The sequence below is a fragment of the Streptacidiphilus sp. MAP12-33 genome, from assembly GCF_041261265.1.
Lineage (GTDB): Bacteria > Actinomycetota > Actinomycetes > Streptomycetales > Streptomycetaceae > Streptacidiphilus.
This window is the reverse complement of sequence record NZ_JBGCCA010000054.1, coordinates 31,097-52,705: the sequence shown is the minus strand read 5'-3', so window position 1 is coordinate 52,705 and position 21,609 is coordinate 31,097. Positions and strand designations below refer to the sequence as shown.

General features: G+C 73.9%; 20 protein-coding genes. 6 read left to right on the top strand and 14 right to left on the bottom strand.

The features are described 5' to 3' along the window. The 5 genes from ABH931_RS37320 to ABH931_RS37300 form a co-directional block, all read right to left on the bottom strand. Window positions 1–221, bottom strand: a 221-nt coding sequence (locus ABH931_RS37320; RefSeq protein WP_370123905.1) for a hypothetical protein, incomplete at its 3' end; no start/stop codon positions are given. A gap of 48 nt (window positions 222–269) precedes the next feature. Beyond that, the gene (locus ABH931_RS37315; protein WP_370123903.1) at window positions 270–1,007 is read right to left on the bottom strand and encodes a hypothetical protein; all 738 of its coding nucleotides are present in this window, start codon (window positions 1,005–1,007) and stop codon (window positions 270–272) included. 59 nt (window positions 1,008–1,066) lie between these two features. Next, window positions 1,067–1,576: a SigE family RNA polymerase sigma factor gene (locus ABH931_RS37310; RefSeq protein WP_370123900.1), complete on the bottom strand. Its 510-nt coding sequence runs from the start codon at window positions 1,574–1,576 to the stop codon at window positions 1,067–1,069. Between the two features lie 22 nt (window positions 1,577–1,598). Next, a complete protein-coding gene (locus ABH931_RS37305; protein ID WP_370123898.1) occupies window positions 1,599–2,240 on the bottom strand; it encodes a GNAT family N-acetyltransferase in 642 nt (213 codons plus the stop codon). A gap of 13 nt (window positions 2,241–2,253) precedes the next feature. Next, the gene (locus ABH931_RS37300) at window positions 2,254–3,183 is read right to left on the bottom strand and encodes an exonuclease domain-containing protein (RefSeq protein ID WP_370123895.1); all 930 of its coding nucleotides are present in this window, start codon (window positions 3,181–3,183) and stop codon (window positions 2,254–2,256) included. A gap of 230 nt (window positions 3,184–3,413) precedes the next feature. On the opposite strand from ABH931_RS37300, the gene htpX reads away from it, so the two are divergent. Continuing rightward, window positions 3,414–4,379, top strand: a complete 966-nt coding sequence (gene htpX, locus ABH931_RS37295) for a zinc metalloprotease HtpX (protein WP_370123892.1) — start codon at window positions 3,414–3,416, stop codon at window positions 4,377–4,379. A 3-nt stretch (window positions 4,380–4,382) separates the two neighbouring features. On the opposite strand, the gene ABH931_RS37290 is transcribed toward htpX, so the two are convergent. Beyond that, window positions 4,383–4,838, bottom strand: a complete 456-nt coding sequence (locus tag ABH931_RS37290) for a GNAT family N-acetyltransferase (RefSeq protein ID WP_370123914.1) — start codon at window positions 4,836–4,838, stop codon at window positions 4,383–4,385. A 171-nt stretch (window positions 4,839–5,009) separates the two neighbouring features. Here ABH931_RS37290 and ABH931_RS37285 point away from each other — a divergent pair, with 171 nt between their 5' ends. Next, a complete protein-coding gene (locus tag ABH931_RS37285; RefSeq protein ID WP_370123911.1) occupies window positions 5,010–6,812 on the top strand; it encodes a cation:proton antiporter in 1,803 nt (600 codons plus the stop codon). On the opposite strand, the gene ABH931_RS37280 is transcribed toward ABH931_RS37285, so the two are convergent. Next, window positions 6,809–7,015, bottom strand: coding sequence for a dodecin (locus tag ABH931_RS37280; RefSeq protein WP_370123889.1), 207 nt, complete (start codon window positions 7,013–7,015; stop codon window positions 6,809–6,811). The genes ABH931_RS37285 and ABH931_RS37280 overlap by 4 nt on opposite strands. 193 nt (window positions 7,016–7,208) lie before the next feature. Between ABH931_RS37280 and ABH931_RS37275 the strand changes: the two genes are divergently transcribed. Next, window positions 7,209–7,526 carry a hypothetical protein gene (locus tag ABH931_RS37275; protein WP_370123886.1) on the top strand — a complete coding sequence of 106 codons (318 nt, stop codon included), beginning with the start codon at window positions 7,209–7,211 and terminating at the stop codon, window positions 7,524–7,526. Here the strand turns inward: ABH931_RS37275 and ABH931_RS37270 are convergent. Then, a complete protein-coding gene (locus tag ABH931_RS37270; protein ID WP_370123883.1) occupies window positions 7,505–8,278 on the bottom strand; it encodes a hypothetical protein in 774 nt (257 codons plus the stop codon). The genes ABH931_RS37275 and ABH931_RS37270 overlap by 22 nt on opposite strands. 72 nt (window positions 8,279–8,350) lie before the next feature. Between ABH931_RS37270 and ABH931_RS37265 the strand changes: the two genes are divergently transcribed. Next, window positions 8,351–11,011: a prolyl oligopeptidase family protein gene (locus tag ABH931_RS37265; RefSeq protein ID WP_370123881.1), complete on the top strand. Its 2,661-nt coding sequence runs from the start codon at window positions 8,351–8,353 to the stop codon at window positions 11,009–11,011. A 4-nt stretch (window positions 11,012–11,015) separates the two neighbouring features. Here the strand turns inward: ABH931_RS37265 and ABH931_RS37260 are convergent, their stop codons facing one another. From ABH931_RS37260 to ABH931_RS37240, 5 genes are all read right to left on the bottom strand, one after another. Further along, window positions 11,016–12,605, bottom strand: coding sequence for a dipeptide ABC transporter ATP-binding protein (locus ABH931_RS37260; RefSeq protein ID WP_370123878.1), 1,590 nt, complete (start codon window positions 12,603–12,605; stop codon window positions 11,016–11,018). Between the two features lie 2 nt (window positions 12,606–12,607). Then, a complete protein-coding gene (locus tag ABH931_RS37255) occupies window positions 12,608–13,594 on the bottom strand; it encodes an ABC transporter permease (protein ID WP_370123876.1) in 987 nt (328 codons plus the stop codon). Further along, window positions 13,591–14,622 (bottom strand): ABC transporter permease, encoded by a 1,032-nt coding sequence (locus ABH931_RS37250; RefSeq protein ID WP_370123873.1) that lies wholly within the window; start codon window positions 14,620–14,622, stop codon window positions 13,591–13,593. The genes ABH931_RS37255 and ABH931_RS37250 overlap by 4 nt, the downstream gene beginning before the upstream one ends. After that, a complete protein-coding gene (locus ABH931_RS37245) occupies window positions 14,619–16,337 on the bottom strand; it encodes an ABC transporter substrate-binding protein (RefSeq protein ID WP_370123871.1) in 1,719 nt (572 codons plus the stop codon). The genes ABH931_RS37250 and ABH931_RS37245 overlap by 4 nt, the downstream gene beginning before the upstream one ends. A gap of 681 nt (window positions 16,338–17,018) precedes the next feature. Next, a complete protein-coding gene (locus ABH931_RS37240; protein WP_370123868.1) occupies window positions 17,019–17,714 on the bottom strand; it encodes a rhomboid-like protein in 696 nt (231 codons plus the stop codon). Between the two features lie 465 nt (window positions 17,715–18,179). Between ABH931_RS37240 and ABH931_RS37235 the strand changes: the two genes are divergently transcribed. Next, on the top strand, window positions 18,180–18,959 hold the full coding sequence (locus ABH931_RS37235) for a VOC family protein (RefSeq protein WP_370123866.1): 780 nt from the start codon (window positions 18,180–18,182) through the stop codon (window positions 18,957–18,959). Further along, window positions 18,956–19,441 carry a TIGR00725 family protein gene (locus tag ABH931_RS37230; protein ID WP_370123863.1) on the top strand — a complete coding sequence of 162 codons (486 nt, stop codon included), beginning with the start codon at window positions 18,956–18,958 and terminating at the stop codon, window positions 19,439–19,441. Before ABH931_RS37235 ends, ABH931_RS37230 begins: the two co-directional genes overlap by 4 nt. Here the strand turns inward: ABH931_RS37230 and ABH931_RS37225 are convergent. Next, window positions 19,438–21,558 carry a sigma-70 family RNA polymerase sigma factor gene (locus ABH931_RS37225; protein ID WP_370123860.1) on the bottom strand — a complete coding sequence of 707 codons (2,121 nt, stop codon included), beginning with the start codon at window positions 21,556–21,558 and terminating at the stop codon, window positions 19,438–19,440. The genes ABH931_RS37230 and ABH931_RS37225 overlap by 4 nt on opposite strands. Window positions 21,559–21,609 lie beyond the last annotated feature (51 nt).

Sequence of the window (21,609 nt, the reverse complement as noted above, 5' to 3'; positions counted from 1 at the left end):
GCGCCCTTCTGCGGCGAGGAGCCGGTGTCCAGCGCGCTGTGCTTGATGTTGCTGTCCAGCTGGTAGATCCAGGCACACCCGGCCGCCGCGACCAGTATCCCGAAGGCGCCGACACCGATCACGAGGTGCTTGGCCCGCCGCCGGGTCTTCCGCTTGTGGTTCTGGCGGCCGGAACCGGTGGGCGTGGCGGGGGGCTCGAAGGCGGATTCGGGTGTGGACATGCGCGGGTGCTCCTTGACTCGGGTCGGATCGGGTCGGCCGCGGGCGCGTCAGCGCGCCGTCTCCCATGCGGGGTCGGCTGCGACGGCGATCAGCTGCGGGGACGACAGGATCGGGGCGGGTGCGGCGTCGTTGGGCCCGACAGCCGACGGGGACAGGGTGATCGAGACCTCCAGACCGTCGGGCCGCAGCGCGTCCACGGCCTGCCAGCGGGAGTCGGGCTGCTGACGCAGGTCGACCAGGGTGCCGTCCGGCTGTGCGAAGGCGACCGTCAGCATGTGGTAGCGCTCGTCCGCGAGCACGGAGCCGAACAGTCGGGTGGCCGACACGGTCGCCCGCCAGATGACGCCGCGTCCGTCGTCGAGCCGGAAGGACATGGCGGCACCGTCGGGGGTGTGCCCCGGCGCGACGGCCTGGCTGACCGTCACGCCGGAGGGCAGGAGGGCCCGGAGCCGTCGCAGGCACTCGGCGGACGACAGCGCCTTCGCCAGGGTGGGCGAGGCCGCGCCCGATGGCGGAGGTTTCCGTTCGTGCGGTCCGGGCTTGGCCGGGACCGCCACGACGCGGGCGGGGCGCGCCGCGACCTGCGACGGGCGCGCGAGGGCGGGGGCGGCCACGACGGCCAGCCCTCCGGCCACCAGCACGCCCGCGCACGCCACCAGGGAGGCCCGGCGGCGGCGCCGTCGGCGGCCCCGGTTCACGGCGTCGCCGAGCAGCACCACCAGATCCGGTTCGTAGGAGCCGAGTTCGGCTCGCAGGGTGTTGGTGAAGTCGTCTTCGATCGGCATGCGGGGTTCTCCGTGCGAGGGCGCGGCCGGGAGGCCGGAATCCGGCCGGGCCTGGTCGGTCAGTGGTGGACGAGCTCCGCCAGCTCGCAGCCGAGCAGGTCGCGCAGCCGCTCCAGCGCGCGCATGCTGCGGTTGCGCACCGCCCCGGGGCGTATCCGCAGGATCTCGGCGGTCTCCTCGACGCTCCGGTCCTGCCAGTAGCGCAGCAGCAGGACCACCCGGTCCTGTGAGGAGAGTTGGCCCATGGCGCCGAGCAGCGTCACCCGCAACGGGGCATCCGGCTCGGCGGCCTGGGCGGCGTCCGGCACGGTGGAGGTCGGCAACTCGTCATTGCTGCGCCGACGGCGGTAGGTCAGGAAGGTGCGCACGAGCACCGTCTGCGCGTAGGCGGCGGGGTTGTCCACGTGCCGCATGCGGGACCACCGGGCGTAGAGACGGCCCAGCGTCTCCTGGACCAGGTCCTCGGCCAAGTGCTGGTCGCCGCTGCACAGTACGCACGCGGAACGGAACAGCGATCTCGAACGCGCAGCCGCGAACGCCAGGAAGCTCTCTTCGTCGCGGCGCCTCATCCAAGATTCCTTCCAAGCAGGTTCACCCTATCGACGCGGCGAGCCCACCTCCGCGTCCCAGCTTGATCGAAGAAATTTCCGGATACTCCCGGACCCGGGCGTGCAGGTGCATGTCGTGCCGGCCGTCGTCGTGCAGCCCGGCGCTGCGCATGACGCCCTCCGGCAGGTAGCCGGCCTTCGTGGCCACCCGGCAGGAGGCGAGGTTCCGGGTGGAGTGGTCCAGGTGCAGGCGGTGGAAGCCGACCCCCTTCATGGCCCAGGCGCTGAGCGCGGACAGCGCGGCGGTGGCGACGCCCGCGCCGCGCGCCGCCGGGAGGACCCAGTAGCCGATACCGGCGATGGCCTCCTCCAGGTTCACGCTTCCCATCGCGATCCGGCCGAGCACCTCACCGCCGTCGCGGGTGACGGCCCAGTGGCCGCCGCGCTCCTGCTGCCAGTCCTGGCGGTACCGGTCGAACCACTCCAGGACCCGCGCCTTCGACGCCGGACGCCGGGTGTGCCACCGGCGGATCTCCGGGTCCTGGTAGGCGGAGAGGAATGCGGCCGCGTCGTCCGGCTGCCAGGGACGCAGGGACAGGCCCCCGGCGGCGGGCAGCACCGGTTGCGGTGAGCGCGCGAGCGAGCCGGGCGGAAGGACGGGCGGTGTCGACAGGTCGCGGGTCACCGCCCATGTTCATCTAACCGCCGTGGCGACTGTCAAGGCCGCCGGTCGCGGGCTCCGCGGGTCGGTGCGGTTCCGCCCCGTGCGGTCGCTCCGCCGCACTCGGCGGGCGGTTCCATCGCGGGGTCAGTTCGCGGTCCTTCCAGCGGTACCGGGCCGGGGTGGCGTCCGCGGGGTCGCCTGGCTCCGCGGCCTGCGGGGGCGTGGAGCGGGGGAGGCAGGGGGAGAGCGTGAGGAGGGCCGGGCCCGGGGGTGTGGTGCGTGGGCGCGGACCGCGGTAGCGGAGCGGGGTCGGGGACTGGGCCAGAAGCGCCGTCAGGAGTTCCGCGGTGGCGCGGCTGTCACCCAGCGCTGTGTGGGCCGCCGTGAGCGAGGTCGTGGTGAGGCCGCGGTGGAGCGCGCCGAGCCCGAAGCCGGGGCCGTCCAGTTGGGCGCGGGCGGTGACCAGCGTGCAGAGCCCCGGCCGGCGCGGGACCGCGAGCCCGGCTGCCCGCAACTCCGCCGCGAGGAACGCGTCCTCGAAGGTCAGGTTGTGAGCGACCACGACGGTGCCGGCGAGCAGCCGCTCCAGGGCCGGGGCGATCTGGGCGAACGTCGGCGCGCCGACGACCTGGTCGGCGGTTATGCCGTGGATCTCGGTGGCCGCCATCGGGCGCTGCGGGTCGACCAGCGTGGCGTACTCGCCCAGCACCGTGCCGTCGGCGCGGAACAGGACCACACCGATCTCGCAGATCCGGTCGACCCCGGGCCGCAGGCCGGTCGTCTCCAGATCCACCGCCGCGAAGACCAGCGTGCGCGGGTCGGCGCCGCCGAGCCGCGGCAGGCGCCCGCGTCGGCCGCCCCTGCCGCGCCGCAGCACGCCGGCGTCGAAGCACTCCAGCGACGCCTGCCCGGCGCGCCGGCGCCGCAGCGCGCGGCGGGCTGTGCGGAGGAGGGAAGCGCGCATCGTGGTGGGGTGCCGTTCCTGTCGTCTCTCCCGGGCGCCTGGGCCCTCGGGCTGATCTTCCACGCAATCTAGCCGGAGGCTCTGACAACCGCCGCTTGTGAGCTCCTCGTGAGCTCCGGGTGAGAATCGGTCCGAATCGGTCCGTTCCGGGGTAGACGCGCCTACGCTGGAGGCGTCCGGCACGGACTCGTGTCGGCGCGTGGCCCTGTGCTCTCGCGGAGGCGATCACCGTGCGATCTCACTCCACCTCTCCCCGCTCCCGGTCCCGCTTCGCCCCGGACCGCCAGCTCACGGTGCGCATGGTCACCGTGGTGTTCCTGCTCGGCCTGCTCTACGTCGTCTTCGCGGCCGTGCTGATCGCGCTGCTGAAGTCGGCGGTGCTCGTCGTCGTGATCGCGGGCGGGCTGCTCGCCTCGCAGTTCTGGTTCTCCGACCGGGTGGCGCTGTTCGCCATGAAGGCCCGTGAGGTCTCGGCCGAGGAGGAGCCGCGGCTGCACGGCGCCGTCGACCGGCTCTGCGCGCTCGCCGACATGCCCAAGCCGCGACTGGCCATCGCCGACTCCGACCTGCCCAACGCCTTCGCCACCGGCCGCAACGCGGACCACGCGGTGGTCTGCGTCACCACCGGCCTGCTGCGGCGGATGGAGAACGACGAGCTCGACGGAGTGCTGGCGCACGAGCTGTCCCACATCGCCCACCGGGACGTCGCGGTGATCACTGTCGCCTCGTTCCTCGGCGTGCTGGCCGGGCTCGCCGTGCGGGTGGGCTTCTACTCCGGGCTGGTCGGCGGCAAGGGCCGACGGGACCAGAACACGGCGATGATCATGGCGGCGGTCGTCGTGGTCTCCGCCGCCGTGTACGCGCTGAGCTTCGTGATGATCCGCGCGCTCTCGCGCTACCGCGAGCTGGCCGCGGACCGATCGGCCGCGCAGTTGACCGGCCGTCCCTCCGCGCTCGCCTCGGCACTGGTGAAGGTGACCGGCGCGTCCGGCCGCATCCCGATGAAGGACCTGCGCACGGCGCAGGCGTTCAGCGCCTTCCTCTTCGCCCCCGCGCCCTCGGGCCGCGAGGACGACGGCGAGGGCGAGTCGGCGATGGCGAAGCTCTTCTCCACCCACCCCACGCTCCAGTGCCGCCTCGACGCGCTGGAGAAGCTCTCCACCGGTCTCGGCGAATCCGTTCCAGGCGAGTCCTGAGCCTCAGAGCGTCCGCGTCATGAAGGTGCTGAGCGGGTCGGGCCGGTAGTCGGCGAAGGGCCCGCACTCGGTGAACCCGAACGTGGCGTAGAGGCGTCGCGCGGGCAGGAAGAAGTCCGCCGAGCCCGTCTCCAGGCTGACCCGCGAGAACCCCGCGCGGCGCGCCTCGGCGAGGATGTGTCCCAGCAGCAGCGAGGCGATTCCGCCGCGCTTGCGGGCGACGGCGGTCCGCATCGACTTGAGCTCGGCGTGGTCGGCGTCCAGGCGCTTGAGCGCGCCGCAGCCGACCAGCTCGTCGCCGTCGTGGACGGACCAGAAGGAGACCTCGGGGCGGCGCAGCCCGTCGAGGTCGAGAGCGTGCTTGCTCTCCGGCGGGGAGATCGCGCGCATCTGCCGCACGTGCTCCTCCAGGAAGGCGGCGATGGCGGGACCGGACAGGTCGTCGACGGAGATTCTCATGGTCATGCAGACAAGTCGACTTCTGTTTCCGGATGGTTTCCTCCCCGTTGCGACGGCGGCTCCGGACGTGCCGGGCGGGCTGCGCCGTCCGGGTGAGCCGGGTCGCCGGTCCTGCGGGTGCGTGTGATCATCGGGTGAACGGCGGCAGGCACGGAGGGAGCACGCGGGGTGCTGACGTCCCAGCAGGTCCTGGTGGGCGCCGGCCTCACCGTCGTGCTCGCGGTGGGCTCCCAGATCCTCGCCGCACGACTGCGCATCCCGGCCATCATCGTGCTGCTGCCCGCCGGATTCCTGGCCGGTGTGGCCACGCCCTGGGTCCACCCGGACCAGCTCATCGGCTCGTCCTTCGGGCCGCTGGTCTCCCTGGCCGTCGCCCTGATCCTCTACGACGCCGGGCTCGGACTCGACCTGCGGCGCCTGACCGGACACACCCGGCGCACCGTGCTGCGGCTGGTCTGGATCGGGGCCGGGCTCACCCTGCCCGCCGCCGCCTTCGTCGCCGCGCCGTTGCTGGGGATGAGCGGGCAGGCGGCCGCCATGCTCGGCGCCGTGCTCGTGGTCTCCGGCCCGACGGTCGTCGGACCGCTCCTCGCCTTCGTCCGCCCCACCGAGCGGGTGCAGCGCGTGCTGGTCTGGGAGGGCACCCTGATCGACGCGGTCGGCGGCATCCTGGGCGCGCTGGTCTACGGTGCGCTCGTCTCCGGCAAGGGCCGCTCCCTGGCGGGCGCGGCGGGGGAGTTCCTGGCCAGCACGGGCGTCGGCCTGCTGGGCGGCCTGCTCGGCGCGGTCCTGCTGTGGTGGCTGCTGAGCGTGCTCCGCCTCGGCGAGATCCTCGGCACCACGGCCCAGCTCGCGGTGGTCGTCGGGGTGGCGGCGATGTGCGACGCGTTCCGCGACGACGCGGGGCTGGTCGCGGCGATCGTCATGGGCGTGGCCGTGGCGACGCTGCCCCACTACGACCTGCCGGCGCGTCAGCCCTTCTTCGAGACCCTCGTCTCGCTCGTGGTCGGGCTGCTGTTCGTCTCCATCTCCGCCTCCGTCACCCCCGGCTCGCTGAACCACGTCGTGCTGCCCGCGCTGGGGCTGGCGCTGGTCCTGGTCCTCGCGGTGCGGCCGGTGGTGGCCGAACTCTCCACGCTGGGGACGGATCTGAACCCGGGGGAGCGCGGCTTCCTGGCCTGGATGGCGCCGCGCGGTATCGTCGCCGCCTCCACCGCCGCGACCTTCTCCAGCGGCCTCGCCGACGCCGGCATCGGCGGGGCGGAGAAGATCCTGCCGGCCACCTTCGTCGTCATCGTGGCCACGGTCACCCTCTACGGCCTCACGGCGCTGCCCGTGGCCCGGCGCCTGCGCGTGGTGCGCCCGGCGCGCTCACGTCCCCTGCTGGTCGGCGGCGCACCGTGGGTGGTGGACCTCGGGCGGGCGCTGCGGGAGGCGGGCGTCGAGGTGCTGGTGTGGGCCGGACGCCGGGGTGAACGTGAGCGGGTGACGGCCGCCGGTCTGGAGCTGGCCGAGGGCGAGCTGCTGGCGGCCGTCGCCGAGCCCGGGGCGGAGGAGCTCGGCCTGACCTCGGTCTTCCTGCTCGGCGACGACGACCAGTTCAACACCCTGGCCGCCACCGTGATCGAGAGCGAGGGCCTGCCCGTCTACCACCTGGGCCGCTCCGTCGCGGGTGACGCGCCCGTCACGGCGGACGCGGGCGAGGTCCTCTTCGACGGCGCGCTGTCCGGCGGCACGGCCTCGGAGCGGTACGCCTCCGGCGCACGCGTCGTCGCCCGTCCGGCCCAGGGGGCACTGCCGCCGGGGCACGCGCTGCTCTTCACGGTCGACGCGAGCGGCGGTCTCACGCCCATGACGGCGAAGAAGCCGACCGGCGGCCCGAACGCCCGCACCTCGGTCACCTTCGGTCCTGAGACCGGCCCGGCCACCGGTCCTGAGACCGGCCCGGCCAGGGGGCACGCCACCGGCTGCTAGTCGAGGCGGAAGCCGACCTTCAGGCCGACCTGGAACTCCTTGACCTCGCCGTCCTCGATCGCGCCGCGGATCTGGGTCACCTCGAACCAGTCCAGACCGTGCAGGGTCCGGGCGGCGCGGGCGAGTCCGCTGCGGATCGCGGCGTCGACGCCGTCCGCGGAGGTACCGACGATCTCGGTGACGCGGTAGGTGTGGTCGCTCATCTCAGCCTCCAAGCAGGCACCCGGCCGTGGTCGGCTCACCGGGCTCCCTCCACCTTCGCGCAGACGGGCACCACCCGCCACGCGGGCGTGATCACCCGGACGGCAGCGGCCGGGCTGCGGCGCCCGGGGGCCGCGCCTAGCGTCGGAGCAGGACCCTGCTGGTCCGTGCCGTTCAGCCCCGGGAGGAACACCGATGTCCCGAAGCCGATCCCTCGCCGTCCTCGTCGGCGGAGCCGTGCTCGTGGTGGCGCTGGCCGGGTGCTCGGACCCGCCGCAGGGGGTGGTGACCGCGACCAACGGGACCGTGGTCGAGCAGGTCTCCAACCCGGGCAACTCCTCTTGCCACCAGTTCATCCCCAGCGGGGTCACCATCGTCCAGGACGGCACCCTCGCCGACATGCGGCTGTTCCCAGCCGGGAACTGCACCGGTCGGAACTTCTACCTCTCCCAGTTCACATCCACCGGACCCAGCGTCAACATCTACCACAGCTACTTGTTCGTGGGGCAGTAGCGGGCCCGGATCCGGGAGTTGAAGACCTCCTCGCCGGCCGGCGCGAGCATCGTCGGCACGAGGCCGTCCAGGACGGCCCACTCGGGGCGCCCGACGAGCTCGTACAGCCAGGCGCGGCGCGCCTGCATGCCGCCCTCGGTGAGGGCGTGCGACGACGCGAACGCCTCGCACGCCGCCTCGGCGTAGCGCAGGGTGCAGGCGATCCGGACCGGTCTCCGACGCTGCTCCGCCCGGCCCGGTGTGAACTCCCGCGCCAGGACCAGGGAGAGGCCGGACTCGTCGGCGTGGGCCCGCACCAGGACGCGATCGGCGCCCGGGGAGGCGACGTCGCGCAGCGCCAGCTCCGAGAACGCCGCCCACGCCTGGGCGGAGACGGAGCGCCCGTCCAGGCAGTCCTCCCACGACAGCAGGGAGCGCCAGGCCTCCGCGACCTCGTCGACCGCCAGCGGCCGGGTGAGCAGGTTCGGGCGCAGTCGCGGGTCACCCTGGACGGAACTGCCGTCCGGGAGGTACTCCTCGTCGTCATCGCCCAGCAGCCGCGCGCCGAGCCGACGCGCGACCGCGACCAGCGCGGCGAGGTCGACGGTGTAGGCGCCCGTCCGGATCTGCCCGGCGCGGCAGATGAACTCCGCGTCGGCCAGCGACTTCGGCAGGCCCTCGTCCAGGACCGCCTGCCACTCGTGCGCGGAGATGGGGTGTTCGGCGCTGCGGAGCTGGCTGCCCGCGCGCGTGATTCGCACGTCGTAACCCATGGCGGACAGTGTGCCCCCGCGCACCGACAAATCCCGTTGCCCGCCCCGTCCGGGCCTGTTCTACTCCCACCCGTGGACGTGGAACAGGTACGGCGGGTGCTGGACGCGCTGGACGGGCGCGGGGTCCGCAGCTGGGTCGCGGGCGGCTGGGGCGTGGACGCGCTGGTCGGACGGCAGACCCGGGCGCACCGCGACCTCGATCTCGCGATCGACGCCGACGACGAGGCGGCGGCCCTGGAGGTGCTGTCGCATCCGCGTCTCGGCTACGCCGTCGAGACGGACTGGCGGCCCACCCGGGTGGAGCTGGGCGCGCCCGGCGGCGGCTGGGTGGACCTGCACCCCGTCCGCTTCGACGCGGACGGGCACGGCCGCCAAGCGGATCTCGACGGCGGCTGGTTCGACTACCCGGCCACGGCCCTCACCACCGGCACGATCGCGGGCCGCGAGGTCCGGTGTCTGTCGGTGCGTCAGCAACTGCTGTTCCACGAGGGCTACGAGCTGCGGGACGTCGACCACCACGACCTCGCGCTGCTGCGCTCACTCGTCCCGTTCGGCTGTGAACCCCTGAACGTGGTGCCTATGCTGCCCGGTATGACGCGCCCCCCGTATCCGAGTGCCGAGCGGCTCGACCTGGTCGAGAACATCCACGGGCAGGCGGTCGCCGACCCCTACCGGTGGCTGGAGGACCCCGCCGATCCCCGCACCGTGAGCTGGAGGCAGGCCCAGGAGGGGCTGCTGGCCGCCGCCCGGGAGACCTGGCCGGGGCAGGAGTGGTTCCGGGCGCGGCTCGCCGGGCTGCTGGCCTGCGGAGCCGTGACGGCACCGGTCTGGCGCGGGGACCGGCCCTTCTTCACCCGGCGCGCCGCGGGGCAGGAGCACGCCGTGCTGCTCACGGTCGACCCCGACGGTCAGGAACGCGTGCTGGTCGACCCGGTGGCGCTCGACCCGGCGGGGACCACGACCCTGGACCACTGGGTGCCCTCGCCGGAGGGCGACCTGCTCGCGTACGCGGTCTCCGCCGGCGGGCTGGAGGAGTCGGACCTGTACGTCATGGAGACGGCGACCGGCCACGTCGTCGACGGCCCGATCGACCGGAGCCGGTTCACCTCGCTGGCGTGGCTGCCCGACGGCAAGGCGTTCTGGTTCACCCGCCAACTCGACCCGAACCTGGTACCGGTGGACGAGCGCGAGTACCACAGCCGGGTCTGGCTCCACCAGGTGGGAGCCGACGCGGCCACCGACGTCATGGTGTTCGGTGACGGCGGGGCGATGATCGACCGCTACGAGGTGTCGCTGAGCCCGGACGGCCGCTGGCTCCAGATCGAGTCCCGGGCCGGCACCGCGTCGGTCAACGACGTCTGGCTGGCGGACCTGACGGCGGACGCGCCCGGGGCCGCGACGTTCGAGCCGGTGCAGAAGGGCGTCGACGCCTCCACACGCCTCGCCTTCGCCCGGCCCGACGGCCCCCTGTCCGATCGCGTGTACGTGCGGACCGATCAGGACGCGCCCCGTGGCCGGCTCTGTGTCACGACGGCCGAGGACCTTGGCGCCGGGAACTGGCGAACCCTGGTGCCGGAGGACCCGGACGCGGTGCTGCACGACTACGCGATCCTCGACGGGCCGGAGCTGGAGCGGCCGTTGCTCCTGGTCGTCCGGACCCGCCACGCGATCGGGGAGATCACCGTCCATGACCTGACGACCGGCGAGCGCGTCGGCGAGGTGCCGCTGCCGGGCCTCGGCACGGTCGGCGACAGGTTCGACCACCGCATCAGCTCCCGGTCCGGGAGCGGGCACGAGATCTGGTTCTCCTACACCGACTTCGCCACCCCCGAGCAGGTCTACCACTACGACGCGACGACGGGCCGGACCACCCTGTGGGCCGCCGCCCCCGGTGAGATCGAGCTGCCGCCGGTCCGGGTGCGCCAGGTCGGCTACCCGTCGAAGGACGGCACCGAGGTGCGGATGTTCGTCCTGGACGACGGCACGGACCCCGGCCCGCGCCCGACGGTCCTCTACGGCTACGGCGGCTTCGACATCGCGCTCACCCCCTCGTTCGACCCCTTCGTCCTCGCCTGGGTGACGGCCGGGGGCAGGTACGCGATCGCGAACCTGCGCGGCGGCTCCGAGAACGGCCAGGCGTGGCACCGGGCCGGGATGCTGGAGAGCAAGCAGAACGTCTTCGACGACTTCCACGCCGCCGCGGACTTCCTGGTCGCCGAGGGGCTCACCACCGCCGACCGGCTCGGGATCTACGGCGGCTCCAACGGCGGCCTCCTGGTCGGCGCGGCGCTGACGCAGCACCCGGAGAAGTACGCCGCGGTGGTCTGCTCGGCCCCGCTGCTGGACATGGTCCGCTACGAGCGGTTCGGCAAGGGCGCGTTGTGGACGGTGGAGTACGGTTCCGCCGCCGATCCGGAGCAGTTCGGCTGGCTCCACGCCTACTCGCCGTACCACCGGGTGCGCGCCGCCGACACCGGGACCGACTACCCCGCGACGCTGTTCACCGTCTTCGACGGCGACACCCGCGTGGATCCGCTGCACGCCCGCAAGCTCGCCGCCGCCCTCCAGCACGCCACCGCCGGCGAGCGGCCGATCCTGCTGCGCGACGAGACCGGCGTCGGGCACGGCCAGCGTGCCGTCTCCCGGCAGATAGGCGTGGCCGTGGACCGGCTCGCCTTCCTGGCCGGCCGGCTCGCCTCCTCCGTCCCGTTCGACCGGCCCGGTTCGGCGTGACGGATCAGCGGCCGGCCACGGCCTCCAGGCGGGGGACCGCCTCGAGGAGCGCGCGGGTGTAGTCCTGCCGGGGCCGGGTGAGGTCGGCGGCGGCGAGGGTCTCCACGACCTCGCCCTGGCGCATCACCGCCACGCGGTCGCTGACCGAGCGGACCACGGCCAGGTCGTGCGCGATGAAGACCAGGGTCAGGTCGAACTCCTCGCGCAGCTCCCGCAGAAGCGCGACCACCTGCGCCTGCGTGGTCACGTCCAGGGCGGAGACCGGTTCGTCGCAGACGATCAGCTTCGGCCGCAGGATCAGCGCGCGGGCGATCGCCGCACGCTGGCGCTGGCCGCCGGAGAGCTGGTGCGGGTAGCGGTCCGCATGGGCGGCGCCCAGCCCGACGCGCTCCAGCAGGCCGACCGCCTCGGCGCGCACCGCCGCCTCGTCGTGCCCGCCGCGCACCCGCAGCGGCTCGGCGACCGAGTCGCCGATCAGGCGGCGGGGGTTGAGCGAGGAGGTCGGGTCCTGGAAGACCATCTGCAGCTCGTGCCGGCGCCGCCGCAGCTCGCGGCCGCGCCAGGAGGCGAGGTCCTCGCCCTCGAAGCGGACCGTTCCGCTGGTCGCGTCCTGCAACCGCACCAGCGTGCGGCCCAGCGTGGACTTGCCCGAGCCGGACTCGCCGACGATCCCGAGGGTCTCGCCCCGGCGCACCGTCAGATCGACGCCACGCAGCGCCTGGACCGAGCCGAAGTCGACCCGCAGCCTCTCGACCGAGACCAGCGCGTCCCCGTCCGCGGGCGCCGCACGCTCCGGCAGCGGCGCGTCCAGGCGCGGAACCGCGTCCAGCAGTGCCCGCGTGTAGGGGTGTTCGGGGTCGCCGAGCAGACGCGCGGTCGCGCCGCGTTCCACCGTGCGGCCCTCGCGCAGCACGACGACCTCGTCGGCCAGCCCGCCGACCACGCCCACGTCATGGCTGACCAGGACCAGCGCCATGCCGGTCTCCTCGCGCAACCCGTCCAGCAGGCGCAGGATCTGCGCCTGGACGGTGACGTCGAGCGCGGTCGTCGGCTCGTCCGCGACGAGCACGCGTGGCCGCAGCACCAGGGCCATCGCGAGCAGCACGCGCTGGCGCATGCCGCCGGAGAACTGGTGCGGGTAGTCGCGGGCGCGCTCGGGGTCGATGCCGACGCGGTCCAGTGCCTCCGCCGTGCGCTGTTTCGCCTCGGCGCGCGAGGCGCCGGTGTGCAGGCGGTAGGCGGTGGCGATCTGGGTGCCGATCCGGCGGTAGGGGTCGAGGCTGGTCAGCGGCTCCTGGAAGACCATGGCCAGCTCGGGTCCGCGCACGGTCCGCAGCTCGGCGTCGCTCGCGGCGTTGAGGTCGAGCACCGGCCGGTCCGGGCGGTGCAGCAGGATCGTGCCGTCGACGGTCGTCGGGGTGCGCCGGTGCAGGCCGAGCAGCGCGAGCGCGGCCGCGGACTTGCCCGAGCCGGACTCACCGACCAGGCCCAGGACCTGGCCGGGAGCCAGCTCGAAGGAGAGCCCGTCGAGAGCGGTGACCGGTCCGGGGTGGGTGACACGCAGGTCGCTGACCTGCAGGACGGGGTCGGTCATGGTCAGATCCTGACTCGGGGGTCGAGCGCCGCGTGCAGCAGGTCGGCGACGGTGTTGGCGACGACGATCAGCGCGCCGGCCAGCAGGGTGATCCCGCAGACCACCGGCAGGTCCACGGTGCTCGCCGCCTCGACGGCCAGTTTGCCGAGGCCGGGCAGGCCGAACATGGTCTCGGTGAAGACCGCCCCGGCCAGCACCATGCCGATGTCCATGGCGGCGACGGTCACCACGGTCGGCAGCGCGCCGCGCACGGCGTGGCGCAGGACGACGCGCCGCTCGGGGTAGCCGTAGGCGCGCAGGGTGCGGATGTGGTCCTGGTTCAGCGTCTCCAGCACCCCGGCGCGGGTGAGCCGGGTGTAGCCGGCGGCGGTGACCAGCGCGATGGCCAGCCAGGGCAGCAGCAGGTTCTGCGCCCACTGCGCCGGATCCTCGGTCAGGGGGACGTAGTTCGGGAACGGCAGCACCTGGAGCCAGACGCAGGCGCCCATCAGCAGCAGCAGCGCCATGATGAACACCGGGGTCGAACCCAGGGTCAGCACCACGGCGTTGGTGATCCGGTCGCGCCTGCGGCCGGGCCGCAGCGCCGCGAACAGGCCGGTGCCCACCCCGATCAGCAGCCACAGGGCGGCCGAGCCGAGCGCGAGCGAGACGTCCACGGGGAGCCGCTCCAGCAGCATCTGGGTGACCGGCTCGTTGCTCTGGTACGAGTACCCGAGGCAGGGCGCGGAGCACCAGATCGTGCTCGGGCCGGTGCTGTAGCCGTGGCCGAGGACCAGCGTGGTGAGGAAGGTCCAGAACTGCTGCACGAGCGGCCGGTCGGTGCCGAGCGCGTGCCGCACCTGCGCGAGTTGGTCCGCGCTGCAGCCCTTGCCGCAGGCGAGCAGGGCGGGATCGCCCGGCATCGCGTAGAACAGCAGGTAGGTCAGCGCCGCGAGGGCCACCAGCACGGCGGCCGCGCCGAACAGGCGGCGGAGCAGGAACCGGGTCATCGGGCTTGGTCCTTCGTGCTCGGGACGGGACGTGCGGCCTCGCGCCGGGCGCGCCGCTGACGCACCGGCACGGACGCCTTCGGGTCGAAGGCGACCCGGAGGGCCTCGCCGAGGCCGGCGAAGGCGAGGACGCAGACCAGCAGGGTGAGGGCCGGGACGAGGACGTAGGCCGGGTCGACCTGGAACCAGGTCGTCGCGGTCGACAGCATCTGCCCCCACGAGGATGTCGGCGGGCGCACGCCCAGGCCGAGGAAGGACAGGCCCGCCTCGGCGACGATATTCTGCGGCAGCACGATCGCCGTGTAGGTGGCCACCGGCGCGACCAGGCCCGGCAGGATCTCGCGGCGCGCGATGCGCCAGTTGCCCGCTCCGGTCAGCACGGCGGCCTGGACGTACTCGCGTTCGCGCAGCACCCGGGTCTCCGCGCGGACGATCCGCGCGATCGGGGCCCAGCCGAGCCCGCTGAGGATCAGCCCGAGCAGCAGCGGCCGGGGAAAGGACTGCGGGACGACGGCCAGCAGCGCGATCGAGAAGAAGAACGTCGGCAGCGCCAGCGCCAGGTCGGTCACCCGGCTGAGCAGCGCGTCGGCCCAGCGGCTGCCGAGGCCTGCGGTCAGGCCGACGAGCAGGCCGAGCAGCAGTTGGCCGATCGTCGCGCCGACCGCGACACCCAGGGAGACCCGGGCGCCGTAGACGAGGCGCGCGAACAGGTCGCGCCCGGTGGTGGGTTCGACGCCGAGCCAGTGCTGTGCGCTGACGCCGCCGAACGCGCCGTCGGGGCTGCCGCCGGTGGCGGAGTTGAGCAGGGTGTCGTGGAAGGTGTTGGGGTCCTGGCCCTCCAGCCCGGCCAGCCACGGAGCGGTGAGCGCGACGAGGACGAGCACGGCGACGGTCACCAGGGCGGTCCGCCCGCCGCGCAGCGCCCACAGGCGGGCGAGGACGCCGGCCGGGCCGCCGCCGGCCGGCCGCTCGCGCCCTGCGGGCGAGGCGGCCGACTCGGCGGGGGCGTGGGTCTCGGTGAGTGTCACTTGACCGACACCGAGGCGATGTCGTACCAGCCGCGCCACTGGTCCAGGTAGGCGTTCTTCACGTGCGAGCCGTACAGGACGCTGGTGGCCTCCTCGTACAGCGGCACGGTGAGCGCCAGCTTGCCCAGCTGGGCGTCGAGCGCGGCCCACTGCTTCTGCGCGGTGGCGTAGTCGGTGATCTGGTTGATCTTGTCGATCTGCGCGTTCACGGCCGGGTCGTTGTACTGGGCCAGGTTGAAGTTGCCGCCACCGGTGACGATCTGGCGGCCGTCGAAGATCGGCGTCAGGAACGGGCCACCGCTGGGCCAGTCGGCGCCCCAGCTGGTCAGGGACAGTGCGGGCTGCGTGGCCGGGGTGTTCACGGTGCCGGAGAAGTCGGCGTCGCCGAGCGGCTGGAGCTGCAGCGTGATGCCGGCCTTCGCGAAGGCCTGCGCGAGCGCGGTCGCGGCGGGCGCGCCCGTGCTCGTGTCGTCGGTGTCGTAAGCGAGCGGTACGGTGATGCCGTTCGGGTGACCGGCCTGGGCCAGCAGCTGCTTGGCCTTCTCCGGGTTCCCGGTCGCGCCCGCGGGGAAGTAGTCGTAGTCCTGGTGAGCCGCCGTCAGGCTCTCGGGGGTGAAGGTGGTGCTGGGCACCGCCAGCTGGGTGCCGCCCTCGGCGTTGACCAGGGCGGTGCGGTCGACGGCGTAGGAGAGCGCCTCGCGCACCAGCTGGTTGTCGAACGGAGCCTTCTTCAGGTCGAAGGCCAGGTAGTAGATCTGCGGGAACTTGCCGGTCACCACGCGCTTCTTCAGGGCCGGGTCGGCGGAGACCTTGGCCAGCGTCGGCGCGTCGAGCGAGGTGTCAGTGGTGATCGCGTTGGCGTCCTGGCCCACGGAGGAGCTCAGGCGCTGGTTGATGACGGCGGGGGAGAGGCCGAGGCTGACCTCGATCCGGTCCGGGCAGGCCAGGCGCTGCTGGTCGCTGCTGCGCGACCAGTGCGGGTTGCGGACCAGGTCCAGCTCGCGGCCCTTGGTGAAGCCGGCGATGGTGTACGGGCCGGAGGAGACGGGATCGGCGTTGTACTCCTTGCCGGTGTCCTTGGCCTTGGGCACCGGGGCGAACTGCGTCTCGGCCGCCAGGTAGGGGAAGTCGCCCTCGCTCTTGCGGAGGTGGAAGACGACGGTGCTCGCGTCCGGGGTCGCGACGGACGCGAGGTCGGTGTTCCCGCTGCCGTAGGGGCCCTGGTAGTCGGCCCCGCCGACCAGCCAGTCGCGCAGGTAGGGCGGGCCACCGGCGAGCTGCGGGGAGAAGGAGCGCTCCACGCCGTACTTGATGTCGGCGGAGGTGATGGGGGTGCCGTCGGCGAACCTCAGGTTCGGCTTGAGGTGGTAGGTCCAGACGGTGGCGTTCTCACTGGGCTTGCCGGTGTCGGTGGCCAGGTCCGGCACGACCTTGGTGCCGTCGGTGCCGGGCACGCTCTGACGCGTGGTCAGAGTGCGGAAGAGCAGCCGCGGGATGGCGCCCCCGCCGGAGGTGTAGAGCACGGCCGGGTCGAAGCCCTTGCTGTTCTTCGCGCTGTCGAGCACGCGGAGCGTGCCGCCCTGGCAGGTCGCGGCCGAGAACGCGTCCGAGGAGCCTCCGGCGGAGGAGCCGGCACCGGATCCGCACGCGGCGAGCGAGCCGGTGAGGGCGACGGAGGCAGCAGTGAATAGCGCTATTCGGGCAGGGCGAAGCATCGTGATGTCCTCGTTCGGGCGTCGGGCCCGGGCAGGGGGAGTCCGCGCGGCGGGACGCGCACGCGGTGAGGCACGGCGGCGGGCCGCGCCTTGAAGGGTGAAGTCCCAGGTGGGAGATCCCAGGTGGGAGGGGGAGCGGGCAGCGGACCCGCGACAGCGTCAGCTGCGACAGAAGTTGTCGCACAGGCTGTGGGCGCACATCGCCATCAGCGCGACCCGGTAGGCCGGCTGGGGGAGGGAGATGTGGTGCGCGTGCATGGTCAGGGACTTTATGAGGACTGAATACAGCCAGTCAACATGACGAGGCGTCCGGTCTCGCATGCTGGACCTCGTTTTGGACGGGTGAGGCGATGTGGTCGCCGACGGTCTCCTGTCGTCACTGGTTTGCGATGCACAGCTGACGGCATGACAGACGCATCGGTGCCCTCGCCGGGAACCCCTTACCGGGCTCGCCCTGTTCGGCCTGGTGGCCGCCACCTCCTTCTGGGCCGGCCGTCACGGAATCCCGCAGCCCGGCGACATGGTCCGCGCTGCCCCGCCTCGGTGTCCCAGGGCTACGAGGGCAAGCGCGCCCGCGCCTGGCTCTCGCGCACCCTTGCCGGCGATCGCGCCCTCCAGTACGGCCCCGAAGCCCGGACGCGGAAGCCCGGGGCCGTCGAGTGGCGATCGGCTCGATCCGGATCAGGTGCGGACGCCGCGCAGGCGGTGCCACGCCGCGCGGACCGAGCCGACCGGGTCCCAGCAGCCCGGGCGGCCCTTGGTGAGGGGGTAGCAGGCGAGGCCGAGGAGGACGGCGGAGAAGTGCCCGATGCTGGTGAAGTCGCGGCTCTGCACGACGCCGAGGCCGTAGAAGAGGAGCAGGCCGGCCAGGTAGACGTAACGCCAGGGCTTGGCGACGAGGTAGACCAGCACCGCCTCGATCCCCGCGAGCGCGTAGCTGACGCCGTAGTCGAGGGTGAACCGGGCCTTCTCCGGGGCCAGGCCGTGCTGGATCGCCCAGTAGAGGACGCCCTCGCTGATGTAGGTCGCGCCGACGTGCGCGATCAGCAGCGTCGCCAGCCAGCGCCCGGTGCCGAGCCAGCGTTCGGCCGGGACGTGGAAGATGTTGTAGAGGACCAGGTAGAACCACCAGCCGCCGCCGGCGATGTAGAAGCCGCTGGTGATCAGCACCCGGACCGGTTGCTGCCGGAGGTAGTGCAGGTTGGTGGAGTGGCGTTCCAGGATGCGGTCCGCGGTGTGCGGGTCGACGTGGCGGATCACCACCGTCGTGACGAAGAGGATCGCCAGCCAGACGAACGTGCCGGGGGCCCTGCGGATGTACGCCCACAGCGCCCGCCCGACGCGGCCGACCCGGGACTCCGTCCTGACGAGTTCCATGATCCCTTCTAACCCCGCCGGCGGACCTCGGCAACCCGGCCGGGGCGCCCGACGGGCGCGGCAGCTCTGAGCCGTGTCGGGCGGCCGTGGACACGGGCCGAAGGTCCCGGATCGGGGCGGTGCCGGAGCGTAGGATGGTTCGGGAGCGACCCAAGGTGGGCGTGCCGATCGGGCGCCGCCGTTGATCCAGGAGGCGCACCGATGCCTGGCGACATTCCGGTCCATCCGGACCCCGACGTCTCTCCGCCGAGCGAACCGGCGCCCAGACCGGGACCACCGCGACCGGGCCCGCCCACGCCGATGCCGCCGGGTCCTCCAGGCCCGCCCGAACCCTTGCGTCCGCCCGCCCCTCCGCAGCCGCCGGACCCGGAGGAACCGTCCGGTCCGGGCGAGCCCTCGGAGCCGGGCGAGCCCGGCGAGCCGTCGGGCCCGGAGGCGTCCCGCCCGCGGGTGCGGGGCGCGCGGATGCGCGGAGTCCAGGGCGCGCCGTCCTGGGTCAGCCTGATCGTGCGCGACCTCGCCGAGGCGGAGCGCTTCTACCACGGCTTGCTGGGCTGGGAGTTCGAACAGGGCCCCGAGCGTCTGGGGCCCTTCGTCTACGCGGTGGTCGACGGCCGCCGGGTCGCCGGGATCAGCGAGGTCGGTGACCTCGGCTTCGGCACCGGCTGGACCACCTTCTTCGGTGTCGGCGACGCCCACGAGAGCGCCCGCCGCATCGCGGACCGCGGCGGCACGATCGGCGTCGGGCCCGTCGCCATCGACGCCGGTCGCATCGTCGTCGCCCGCGACCCCGACGGCGCGAGCTTCGGGCTGTGGCAGGGGTCGGCGGACCTTCCCGAGGACTCGACGGCGCTGGCCGGCGTCCCCGCCTGGATCGAGCTGCGCACCGTCGACCCGTTCAAGACCGCCCTCTTCTACGGCGAGGTCCTGGACTGGGATCCGGAGCTCTCGCACCGCACCGAGGTCGTCTGGGAGCACGAGCGGGTCGTCCTGCGCATCGACGACCACAGCATCGCCGCGATCGGCGGCCCGGAGACCTCGCCGGCCCCGGCCACGCCCGGCCCGCCGCCCGCATGGCGGGTCTTCTTCGCCACTCCCGACCTGCCGCGCGCGCTGGCGCGCGCGGTCGAGCTCGGCGGCACGGTCGTCGTCCCGTCCACGCCCACCCCCTACGGGCCGGTCGCCCAGCTCCAGGACTCCTCCGGCGCGCGGCTCTGCCTGATCCAGCCCCCGTCCGCGTCGTGACCACGCCGCCCTACGTCGCGGTCGTCGGCCCCGGCGAGGCGAGTGCGGCCGAGTGCGCGGCGGCCGAGGAGGTCGGCCGCCGCCTCGCCGCGGCGGGCGCGGTCGTCGTCTGCGGTGGGCTCGGCGGCGTCATGGAGGCGGCGGCGCGCGGCGCGGGCGCCTCCGGCGGGGTGGCCGTCGGCCTCCTCCCGGGCCGGGATCGGGCCGACGGAAACCGGCATCTCACCGTCTGCCTGCCCACCGGCCTCGGCGAGCTCCGCAACGGCCTGGTCGTCGGTACGGCCGACGGCGTGGTCGCCGTCGGCGGCAGCTGGGGCACGATGAGCGAGGTCGCGCTCGCGCTGCGCACCGGAAAGCCCGTCGTCTCCCTCGCGGGCTGGGACCTCTGCCCGCCCAGCGGCCACCTCCCGGGCCCGCGTCCGGCCGCCTCGCCCCAGGAGGCGGTGGCGCTGGTCCTGGCGTCGGTCGGCGGCCGGCCCTAGTTGGAGAAGTCCTGGGTCAGCCAGACGTTGCCCGAGGCGTCGCGGGTCACCGCGATGCCGATGTGGTGGAAGTCCGGGCTCAGGATGTTCTGGCGGTGGCCGTCGTTCGGGGGCTGCTCGGCCAGCATCGAGCGGGTGAGGCCGACCGCCATGCCCGCGATGCCGGAGGTGGAGTTCGAGACCGGACCGCCCGTCCCGATGTTCTCGCCCGCGTTGCTCCACTGGACGCCCGCCGCGGATTCGCGCGCACCCAGCTGGGCCTCGCCGGGGCAGTCGTGCGAGAGACCGCAGCCCGCCGCCATCCGCTGGTTGTGCGCCGTGGAGCTGCTGCCGAGGCCCTGGCTGAGCTGAAGGGGCGCCAGCCCCTGCTGCGCGCGGGCCTGGTTGATGACCGCCAGGACCTGCTGGGCCGCCGCCTGGTCGGGTGTCGAGGCGGGGTCCGCGGACGGCTTCGGGCTCGCCGACGCGCGGTGGCTCGCGGAGACGGACGCGCTCGGTGAGGCGGACACGGACGCGGCCGAGGCGGCGGCGACCGGCTGGGCCGCCGGGCTGTGCGGGCCGGCGCCGAGCGCCGAGGTGGAACCGGGCTGCCGCGCGCCCGACGCTCCGCCGCCGAGCAGCAGCGCGCCGGCACCGATCGCCGCGGTGACGGTCACCGTCGCTGCGGCCGCGAGCAGCAGCGGCTTCCCGGACAGCGGGCCGACCCGACCCGCCCCCGGCACCCGCCGATGCGACACCGGCCCCCTCGCCCGCGGCAGCCACCCCGCCCCCGCCGGCTGCGCGACACCCTGAGCCACGCCGTGGGCGCCGGCGTGGCCGCCGACCTGCGGCGTGCCGTGGCTGCCGCCTTGCGCCATGCCGTGGTCGCCGCCGGGCGCCCCGCTGTGCGGCGTGCCGTGGCCGCCACCCTGTGCTGCTGCGTGTGCCAGACCGTGGGCGCCGCCGTGGCCGCCGTGGCTGCCGCCTTGCGCCATGCCGTGGTCGCCGCCGGGCGCCCCGCTGTGCGGCGTGCCGTGGCCGCCACCCTGTGCTGCTGCGTGTGCCAGACCGTGGGCGCCGCCGTGGCCGCCGTGGCTGCCGACCTGCGGCGTGCCGTGGCTGCCGCCTTGCGCCGTGCCGTGGTCGCCGCCGGGCGCCCCGCTGTGCGGCGTGCCGTGGCCGCCACCCTGTGCTGCTGCGTGTGCCAGACCGTGGGCGCCACCGTGGCCGGCGTGGCCGCCGGCCTGCGTCGCGGGATGTCCGGACGGGTGGGTGTACGGGGACCGGTCGGGGTGCCAGTCGAAGGCGTCCGCCGCCGTGGCCAGGTGGTCGGCCGCGCCGATGCGGCTCAGCAGCCAGGCCGCGTAGCCCGCCGGGAGGGGGACCAGGGCCAGGCCCACCAGCAGGCGCTCCGGCGGGACCAGGTCCGCGCCGAGCGCGCCGCAGCGTCCGCACTCGCGCATGTGGCGGGCCAGCCGCTTGCGCCACAGCGCGCTGGGCCTGCCGTCCCACAGGTGCACCGTGCGGGCCAGCTCCGGGCAGCCGGGCCGCGCCGCGAGGGCCCGCACGACGACGCGGGCCGCGTCCAGCTGCGCCTTCATCCGGCCGACCCGGACCGTCACGTGGTGCGGGTCCACCCCGAGGGCCGCCGCCAGCTCGGCGCGGGTCAGATGCCCGGCGGTGACCAGCCACCACAGGGAGAGCAGCTCCCGGTCGTCCTGGTCCAGCCAGCGCGTCGCCTCGACGGTCTCCCGGCGCTGCCCGGCCAGACCGAGCTGGGTCAGCGTGAGGTCCTCGAAGTCCGCGCCCGGGTCGGCGACGGTCGCCAGCTCGTCGAGCGTGCGCTCGTGGGTGCGGGGGCCACCGGCCCGTGCCTGGACGTGCCGACGTATCTGGTTCATGGTGACCGCGGCCAGCCAGGACCGGAACGCGGAGTCGTCCCTGAGGTCGGGCAGCCCCCGCAGCACGCGCAGCATCGTCTCCTGCACGACGTCGTCGACGTCCGCCCGGCCGGACAGCGCCCGGCCCACGATGTTGTAGACCAACGGCAGGCTGCGCCCGACCAGCTCGTCCACCGCCTCCTGCCGTCCGCCGCGCGCCTCCGCGACCAGCTCGGCCTCCACCGACCAGCCCACCATCCCGCGCTCCTCGCCCACCTCGGTTCCGTGCGTACGTGAGAGGAGACCCTA

Bases quoted from the DNA above. Each gene is read 5' to 3' on its own strand.
- ABH931_RS37315 (WP_370123903.1), bottom strand. From the start codon at position 1,007: ATGCCGATCGAAGACGACTTCACCAACACCCTGCGAGCCGAACTCGGC.
- ABH931_RS37310 (WP_370123900.1), bottom strand. From the start codon at position 1,576: ATGAGGCGCCGCGACGAAGAGAGCTTCCTGGCGTTCGCGGCTGCGCGT.
- ABH931_RS37300 (WP_370123895.1), bottom strand. From the start codon at position 3,183: ATGCGCGCTTCCCTCCTCCGCACAGCCCGCCGCGCGCTGCGGCGCCGG.
- ABH931_RS37290 (WP_370123914.1), bottom strand. From the start codon at position 4,838: ATGAGAATCTCCGTCGACGACCTGTCCGGTCCCGCCATCGCCGCCTTC.
- ABH931_RS37280 (WP_370123889.1), bottom strand. From the start codon at position 7,015: ATGAGCGACCACACCTACCGCGTCACCGAGATCGTCGGTACCTCCGCG.
- ABH931_RS37275 (WP_370123886.1), top strand. From the start codon at position 7,209: ATGTCCCGAAGCCGATCCCTCGCCGTCCTCGTCGGCGGAGCCGTGCTC.
- ABH931_RS37270 (WP_370123883.1), bottom strand. From the start codon at position 8,278: ATGGGTTACGACGTGCGAATCACGCGCGCGGGCAGCCAGCTCCGCAGC.
- ABH931_RS37260 (WP_370123878.1), bottom strand. From the start codon at position 12,605: ATGACCGACCCCGTCCTGCAGGTCAGCGACCTGCGTGTCACCCACCCC.
- ABH931_RS37255 (WP_370123876.1), bottom strand. From the start codon at position 13,594: ATGACCCGGTTCCTGCTCCGCCGCCTGTTCGGCGCGGCCGCCGTGCTG.
- ABH931_RS37245 (WP_370123871.1), bottom strand. From the start codon at position 16,337: ATGCTTCGCCCTGCCCGAATAGCGCTATTCACTGCTGCCTCCGTCGCC.
- ABH931_RS37240 (WP_370123868.1), bottom strand. From the start codon at position 17,714: ATGGAACTCGTCAGGACGGAGTCCCGGGTCGGCCGCGTCGGGCGGGCG.
- ABH931_RS37235 (WP_370123866.1), top strand. From the start codon at position 18,180: ATGCGCGGAGTCCAGGGCGCGCCGTCCTGGGTCAGCCTGATCGTGCGC.
- ABH931_RS37225 (WP_370123860.1), bottom strand. From the start codon at position 21,558: ATGGTGGGCTGGTCGGTGGAGGCCGAGCTGGTCGCGGAGGCGCGCGGC.